At 66.7% G+C, this 6,590-nt stretch carries 7 protein-coding genes and 1 pseudogene; 2 read left to right on the top strand and 6 right to left on the bottom strand.

What is annotated here, in order from left to right:
- Positions 1-297 (top strand): annotated as a pseudogene (locus JWM94_RS10510) (RNA polymerase subunit sigma-24); the annotation flags it as partial.
- 26 nt (positions 298-323) lie between these two features.
- Here the strand turns inward: JWM94_RS10510 and JWM94_RS10505 are convergent.
- Genes JWM94_RS10505 through JWM94_RS10490 form a run of 4 tightly spaced genes read right to left on the bottom strand, consistent with a single transcriptional unit; the run spans position 324 to position 3,196 of the window.
- Positions 324-1,736: a coniferyl aldehyde dehydrogenase gene (locus JWM94_RS10505; protein ID WP_299426201.1), complete on the bottom strand. Its 1,413-nt coding sequence runs from the start codon at positions 1,734-1,736 to the stop codon at positions 324-326.
- Positions 1,736-2,203 (bottom strand): hypothetical protein, encoded by a 468-nt coding sequence (locus JWM94_RS10500; protein ID WP_299426198.1) that lies wholly within the window; start codon positions 2,201-2,203, stop codon positions 1,736-1,738. Before JWM94_RS10500 ends, JWM94_RS10505 begins: the two co-directional genes overlap by 1 nt.
- Complete coding sequence (locus JWM94_RS10495; protein ID WP_299426195.1) at positions 2,200-2,949, bottom strand: A24 family peptidase; 750 nt, start codon at positions 2,947-2,949, stop codon at positions 2,200-2,202. Before JWM94_RS10495 ends, JWM94_RS10500 begins: the two co-directional genes overlap by 4 nt.
- Positions 2,942-3,196 (bottom strand): hypothetical protein, encoded by a 255-nt coding sequence (locus JWM94_RS10490; protein WP_299426192.1) that lies wholly within the window; start codon positions 3,194-3,196, stop codon positions 2,942-2,944. Before JWM94_RS10490 ends, JWM94_RS10495 begins: the two co-directional genes overlap by 8 nt.
- 157 nt (positions 3,197-3,353) lie before the next feature.
- On the opposite strand from JWM94_RS10490, the gene JWM94_RS10485 reads away from it, so the two are divergent.
- Positions 3,354-4,541: an acetyl-CoA C-acyltransferase gene (locus JWM94_RS10485; RefSeq protein WP_299426189.1), complete on the top strand. Its 1,188-nt coding sequence runs from the start codon at positions 3,354-3,356 to the stop codon at positions 4,539-4,541.
- A gap of 98 nt (positions 4,542-4,639) precedes the next feature.
- On the opposite strand, the gene JWM94_RS10480 is transcribed toward JWM94_RS10485, so the two are convergent.
- Together JWM94_RS10480 and JWM94_RS10475 are read right to left on the bottom strand one after the other, a co-directional pair.
- Complete coding sequence (locus tag JWM94_RS10480; protein ID WP_299426185.1) at positions 4,640-6,037, bottom strand: trehalose-6-phosphate synthase; 1,398 nt, start codon at positions 6,035-6,037, stop codon at positions 4,640-4,642.
- A partial coding sequence (locus JWM94_RS10475; RefSeq protein ID WP_367185884.1) for a glycoside hydrolase family 15 protein occupies positions 6,034-6,590 on the bottom strand: 557 nt, incomplete at its 5' end. The genes JWM94_RS10475 and JWM94_RS10480, both read right to left, overlap by 4 nt.

The raw sequence follows: 6,590 nt of genomic DNA, 5'->3' as shown, positions 1-6,590 counted from the left end.
GCCGTTCTCGTGCTGTACGACGCGCTGCTCGACTATCGTGACGAACCGATCACGCGCCTGAACCTCGCGGTGGCGCTCGCCGAAGTGCGCGGTCCGGCGGCGGCGCTGGCGGAAGTCGAGGCGCTGGCGCATGCCGGCCTGGCGGACTTTCTCCCCTATCGCGCGCTTCGCGCCGACCTCCTCGCGCGTACCGGGCAAGACGCAGCGGCTCGCGACGCCTATGATGCCGCGCTGCGCTTGGCTCCCGACGCCGCGGAGCGGCGTTGGCTAGAGCAACAGCGCGTTCGTTGCACATGACCCTAAAAGGCTAGTTGCAATGCGGTTCACTTCATCTGCCGCCTCGCCGACGCCGTCGTCGTCTTCCCGTAAGGCGGCATGATCCCCGCGAGCTTGGCGATGTTGATGCTCGGCTGGCGGTAGACCGCCTTGGCGTGGCTGAACGTCTTGAACCCGTCCGCCCCGTGATACGCGCCCATCCCCGACGGGCCGACGCCGCCGAATGGCAGTTCCTCGTTGGTGATGTGGAAGATCACGTCGTTGAGCGTCACCCCGCCGGAGATCGTGCGGTCGAGCACGCGGCGGCGTTCGGCGTCGTTGTCGCCAAAATAATAGAGCCCGAGCGACCGGTCGCGGCGGTTGACCTCGGCGATCGCGGCGTCGATCCCCGTATAGCGCCGCACCGGCAGGATCGGGCCGAAGATTTCCTCCTGCATGACGGTCATGTCGTCGGTCGCGTCGCGGACGATGTGAAGCGGCATCTTGCGGTTGTTCGACCCGCCGAAATCCTCGTTTGCCGGATTGACTGTTTCGATCGTCGCGCCCTTGGCGCGCGCGTCCTCGAGCCAGTCCTGCAAGCGCTGGTGGTGCCGGTCGTTGACGATCGAAGTGTAATCGGGGTTCGCCAGCAGTGTCGGATACATCGTCGATACCGCCGCCTTCAGCCCGTCGACTACCGCTTCTTCCTGGTCGTCGGGCACGAGCATATAATCGGGCGCGAGGCAGATCTGGCCGGCGTTCATCATCTTGCCGAGCGCGACACGTTCGGTCGCTTGGCGAATGTTGGCGCCCTTGCCCACGATCACCGGCGACTTGCCGCCGAGCTCGAGCGTCACCGGGGTCAGATTGTCGGCGGCGGCGTGGAGGATGTGGCGGCCGATGCCCGTCGCGCCGGTGAAGATCAGGTGATCGAACGGCAGTTCGGCGAACGCCTTTCCGACCTCGGGCCCGCCCGAGAAGAACGCCAGTTCCTCTGCGGCGAAATATTGCGGGCAAATCTCCTCGAACAGCGCCGCCGTGCGCGCGGTGAACTCGCTCGACTTGACCATGGCGCGATTGCCCGCGGCGAAGATGTTGGCGATCGGCGCCATCACCAGTTGCACCGGAAAATTCCACGGCGCGATCACGCCTATCACGCCCTTGGGCTGATATTCGATCCATCCCTTCGCGCCGAGCAGACCGAGCGGGAAGGTCACCGGGCGGCGCTCGGGACGCATCCAGCGGTCGAGATGCTTGATCGCGTGCTTCATCGGCGCGATCGACGCGGCGATATCGGTGACCATCGACTGTTCGCGGCTGCGATGCCCGAAATCCTCGCTCAGTGCATCGCAGAAGGCATCGGCATGATCGCGGATCATCGCGGCGGCGCGCTTCAGCCGGTCCTTACGAACCGCTGCCGGCACCGGCAACTCGGCTTGAAACGCGGCGCGTTGCGCGGCAAGCGTCTGGTCAATTTCCATTATGCGCATCCAATCAATCCGCCCGCCGGGATGATCAGGCTATCCTTGCCCGGCCGGTCGATCCGCAGCGTAGCGTCGCCGATCCGCGCACCGTTCTTCAGGTCGGCGCTGTCGATGATCGTCAGGTCGAGCGTCGCGGTGATGTCGCCGCCTTTATATTCGGTGCTGTGCGAGAAGCCGTAGCCGCCCGCGCCGTTTTGCGCGCTCAGCGCGAAATCCTGAACCTTGCCGTCGATGGTCAGGCGGATCGTCGCTGGATCGGCCACCGCCATCGCGATCAGCGCCTGACTCGGCCCGCGCGTCCACAAATAGGCGGCGCAGCCTGTGGCGGGTAAATCCTGTTTGGGCAGCGCGCCGATCGGCAGGCCGTCGACGCTGACGACGATCGGCGCGGGCGGCGGCGGGGTCTTGTCCCTGGCGAGCGCCGGCGCGGCGATGGCCAACAGGGCGAGCGAAATCCTCTTCATCCGCCGAACGCTATCATGACCAGCCACACCGGGTAAGCCGCGATCGCCATCAGCGCGCCGAGCGGCAAGCGGTCGGTCGCGCTCACGCGCCGGCCCCGCGCCATCGCGGCGAGCACCGCCGCCAACCCGACTAGGCAAGCGAGCAGTACCACGAACGGCAGCATCGCCCAGCCGACCCATAAACCGATCGCGCCGAGCAACTTGGGGTCGCCCCCACCTAGTCCTTCGCGCCCGCGTAACCGGCGATAGGCAAACCCGATCAGCCACAATGACGCGAATCCCACGACGCCGCCGATCAGTCGGTCGGGCCAGCCGGGCGGTGCAACGGCGATGGAGGCAAGTCCGACGAGCGCCAGCGTTGCGGTCAGCGCATCGGGCAACCAGAATTCGGCGACATCGAGCGCCGCGAGAGCCAGCAGCAGCCAACCGAACACCGCACCGGCGATGCCGACCGCGCCGGGCACCGCGATACCGCTGATAACGCCCAGCACCGCGCACCAGAGCTCGATCTGCCAGTGCCGCGGGTCGATCTTCACGCTGCACGTCCGGCATTGGCCGCGAGCCGCCAGCGCGCTGACCAACGGCACCAACTCCCAAGCCTTGAGCGTCCGTCCGCATCCGTCGCACATCGACCGCCCGCCGATCACCGACCGCTCCTGTGGCCAACGGATCACCAATGTCGCGAGGAAACTCCCGGCGATCGCCCCGAGGACCCCCAGCCCAACCGGCCAGACCCAGTCAGCCATCGGCCTTCTTGCGGATCAGATACCGGTACACGCCGAACAGGTTGATGAAGAACAGCGCCGCGTTCTGCGTGCCCAGCGCCCCATCCTTGGCCAGCACCGCGCCCGCGATCCAGGCGAGCGAGGAGGCGAGGAACAGCACGAACCCCCAGCCGGTGATGCGCCGCCCCGAATCGAGCGAAACCATCAGCGCGGCGATCATGCCGCTGCCCGATGCGAACCATTTCAGAACGGTGGTGAGTGTTTCCATTCCCACCCTCTACCGTTATTCCCGCGAGCGGGAACCCAGCTTCACTAACCATGATCAGTAAGCTGGGGCCCCGCTTTCGCGGGGATAACGGATTGGGAAAGTTTGCGCCGACCGCGCCGCCTCCCTACATCGCCCCCAACCAATCCGGAGCTCCGTCATGACCGCCGATCCGATCGTCATCCTGTCCTATGCCCGCACCCCGATGGGCAGCTTTCAGGGGTCGCTTACCGGTGCATCCGCGACGCAACTCGGCGCGGCAGCGGTCAAGGGCGCGGTCGAGCGCGCCGGGGTCGATCCGAAGGATATCGAGCGAATCTATATGGGCTGCGTCCTCCCTGCGGGCCTCGGCCAGGCGCCCGCGCGTCAAGCCGCGATCGGCGCGGGACTCGGCGATCATGTCGAGGCGACCACGGTCAACAAGATGTGCGGATCGGGGATGCAGGCCGCGATCATGGGCGCCGAGGCGCTCGCCGCAGGGTCGGTCGATCTGCTCGTGGTCGGCGGGATGGAGAGCATGACCAACGCGCCGTATCTGTCGCTGCGCCACCGCAGCGGCGCGCGGATCGGGCATGACGTGCTGAAGGATCACATGTTCCTCGACGGTCTGGAGGATGCGTATGAACCCGGCCGGCTGATGGGCAGCTTCGCCGAGGAAACCGCGCAGGAATATCAGTTCACGCGGGCGGCGCAGGACGATTACGCCATCGCCAGCCTCGAACGCGCGCAGCAGGCGCAGACATCGGGCGCGTTCGACCGCGAGATCGTCGCGGTCGAGGTGGTCGGGCGCAAGGGCACCGACACGATCACGCTCGACGAGCAACCTGCCAAGGGCGACGCGTCGAAGATTCCCACGCTCAAACCCGCTTTTTCGAAGGACGGTACGATCACCGCAGCCAACGCCTCGTCGATTTCCGACGGCGCGGCCGCGCTCGTGCTCACCCGTCAGTCGGTCGCCGACAAGCTCGGCAAGACTCCGGTCGCGCGGATCGTCGCGCAAGCCGCGCACGCCCACGCCCCGGCCAAGTTCACCACCGCCCCCGTTGCCGCAATGCAAAAGGCGCTCGACAAGGCCGGCTGGACGGTCGCCGATGTCGACCTGTTCGAGGTCAACGAGGCGTTCGCCGTCGTCGCGATGATCGCGATGCACGACCTCGGCATCCCGCACGAGATCATCAACGTCCATGGCGGCGCGACGGCATTGGGCCACCCGATCGGAGCCAGCGGCGCGAGGGTGCTCGCGACCCTGTTGTCGGCGCTCGAGACCCGCGGCGAGAAGCGCGGCATGGCGTCGTTGTGCATCGGCGGCGGCGAAGCGACGGCCATGGCGGTGGAGCTGGTGGACTGACGGCGGAGCCGTCGTCCCGGCGCAGGCCGGGATCTCGGCTCACCCGTAGTGACCTTCCGATACTATACCCCGGCATTCGCCGGGATGGCGAGCAGGGCTCAGTGACCGTCGCCAGCCCCGCGCGAGCCCTCCAGCGCGCTCACGAAGTTCCTCCGCCAGACCAGCACATCCTCGCGCTTGACGATCTCGTTGAGCGCCTGCCAGCGGCGGATCCTTTCCTCGCGCGGCATGTCGAGTGCCTGGAGGATGGCGTCGCTTATCTCGTCCTTGCTGTAGGGGTTGACCAGCAACGCCTCCTTCAGCTGCAGGGCGGCGCCGGCGAAGCGCGACAGGATCAGGACGCCGGGATCCTCGGGGTCCTGGGCTGCGACATATTCCTTGGCGACCAGGTTCATGCCGTCGCGCAGGGGGGTGATCAAGGCGATCTGCGCGGCGCGGTAGAAGCCGGCGAGATCCTCGCGGCCATAGCCCTGGTTCACATAGCGGATCGGCACCCAGTCCACCTCTGCGAACTCGCCGTTGATCCGGCCCGAAAGCTCGTCGAGCCGCTCGCGTATCTCCTCGTAGGTCGCGACCTCCCCGCGCGACGGCGGGGCGATCTGGAGCAGGAAGAGGCGGCCGCGCTCGTCGCTATGCTCCTCGAGGAAGCGGCGGTAGCCCAGGAAGCGCTCCTCCAGCCCCTTGGAATAATCGAGCCGGTCGACCCCGATGATCGTTGTCCGACCCTCCGCGCTGCGCCGCATCCGGTCGAACGCCTGGCTGGCGCGATGGCTCGCCACCGATTGCTCGAATTCGGCATAGTCGATTCCCCTCGGGTACGCCGCGGCGTGGACCACGCGGTCTCCGACTCGGATCGTCCCGTCGGGATCGCATTGGCCGCCGAGCTCGCGCTCGACATAGTGGCGGAAGCTGTCGAGCCATTCGACGGTCTGGAAACCGATCACGTCGTAGGCGAGCATCGACAGGACCAGTCCCTCGTGGAACGGAAGCGACACCAGCAGGCGCGACGGAGGCCACGGAATGTGGAGGAAGAATCCGATGCGGTTGCGGATGCCGCGCTCGCGCAGCTGCTGACCGAGCGGGATCAGATGGTAATCGTGGACCCAGACGAGGTCGTCGGCGTCGATCAGCGGCGCGACGGTCTCCGCGAAGCGAGTGTTGACCCTTTCATAGCCGCCGGCGAAGCTGCGGTCATATTCGGCCAGGTCGATCCGATAGTGGAAGAGCGGCCACAAGGTGCGGTTGGCGTAGCCGTTATAATATTCGTCGACATCCTGCGCCTCCAGGTCGATCGTCGCCGTGGTCACGCCGCCGTAGCGCTGAAGGTCGATATGGCCGGTGAAGGTCTCGATCTTCTCGCCCGACCATCCGAACCACAGGCCCTTATGGTCGCGGAGAGCCGCTGCGAGCGCCACCGCGAGGCCGCCCTGGGCGCCGTTCGGGCTGTCCGCCCGGGGTGCCGAGACCCGGTTCGAAATGACGATCAGCCGGCTCATCTTATCGCGCTCCACGGCTTCGACAGCAGAACCGCGCAATTGATCAGCCCGACCAGGGAATAGGTCTGCGGGTAATTGCCCCACAATTCGCCGGTGGCGAAATCGCTGTCCTCCGAGAGCAATCCAGCCGGAGTCAGCCGCCGAAGCGTAGCTTCGTACAGGTCGCGTGCCTCGTCGCGGCGGCCGGCGAGGTGAAGCGCTTCGATCAGCCAGAATGTGCAGAAGTTGAAGGCGGTCTCGGGAAGCCCGAAATCGTCCTCCTCAGCGTAGCGCAGCATATGGTCGCCGCGCCGCAGCCCCTTCTCGACCGCGTCGAACGTGGCGAGAAAGCGCGGATCGTCTGGCTCGAGGAAGCGCATGTCGACGAGCTGGAGCAGGCTTGCGTCGAGATCGCCGCCGCCGAAGGACGCAGCGAAGCGCTGCTCGGGAGCGTACCAGGCGTCGCGTTCGATCCGCGCTCGGACCGAATCGGCGCGGCCCCTCCACAATTCGGCCCGCTCGGCCAGGCCGAGCGCCGCGGCGGCATTGGCGAGGCGATCGCACGCGGCCCAGC

It is taken from the genome of Sphingomonas bacterium, from assembly GCF_028289855.1.
Lineage (GTDB): Bacteria > Pseudomonadota > Alphaproteobacteria > Sphingomonadales > Sphingomonadaceae > Sphingomonas.
This window is presented reverse-complemented; position numbering and strand designations above follow the sequence as displayed.

Excerpts from the sequence above, each read along its gene's own strand:
- JWM94_RS10490 (WP_299426192.1), bottom strand. The coding sequence starts at position 3,196 with ATGGAAACACTCACCACCGTTCTGAAATGGTTCGCATCGGGCAGCGGC.
- JWM94_RS10495 (WP_299426195.1), bottom strand. The coding sequence starts at position 2,949 with ATGGCTGACTGGGTCTGGCCGGTTGGGCTGGGGGTCCTCGGGGCGATC.
- JWM94_RS10500 (WP_299426198.1), bottom strand. The coding sequence starts at position 2,203 with ATGAAGAGGATTTCGCTCGCCCTGTTGGCCATCGCCGCGCCGGCGCTC.
- JWM94_RS10485 (WP_299426189.1), top strand. The coding sequence starts at position 3,354 with ATGACCGCCGATCCGATCGTCATCCTGTCCTATGCCCGCACCCCGATG.
- JWM94_RS10480 (WP_299426185.1), bottom strand. The coding sequence starts at position 6,037 with ATGAGCCGGCTGATCGTCATTTCGAACCGGGTCTCGGCACCCCGGGCG.
- JWM94_RS10505 (WP_299426201.1), bottom strand. The coding sequence starts at position 1,736 with ATGGAAATTGACCAGACGCTTGCCGCGCAACGCGCCGCGTTTCAAGCC.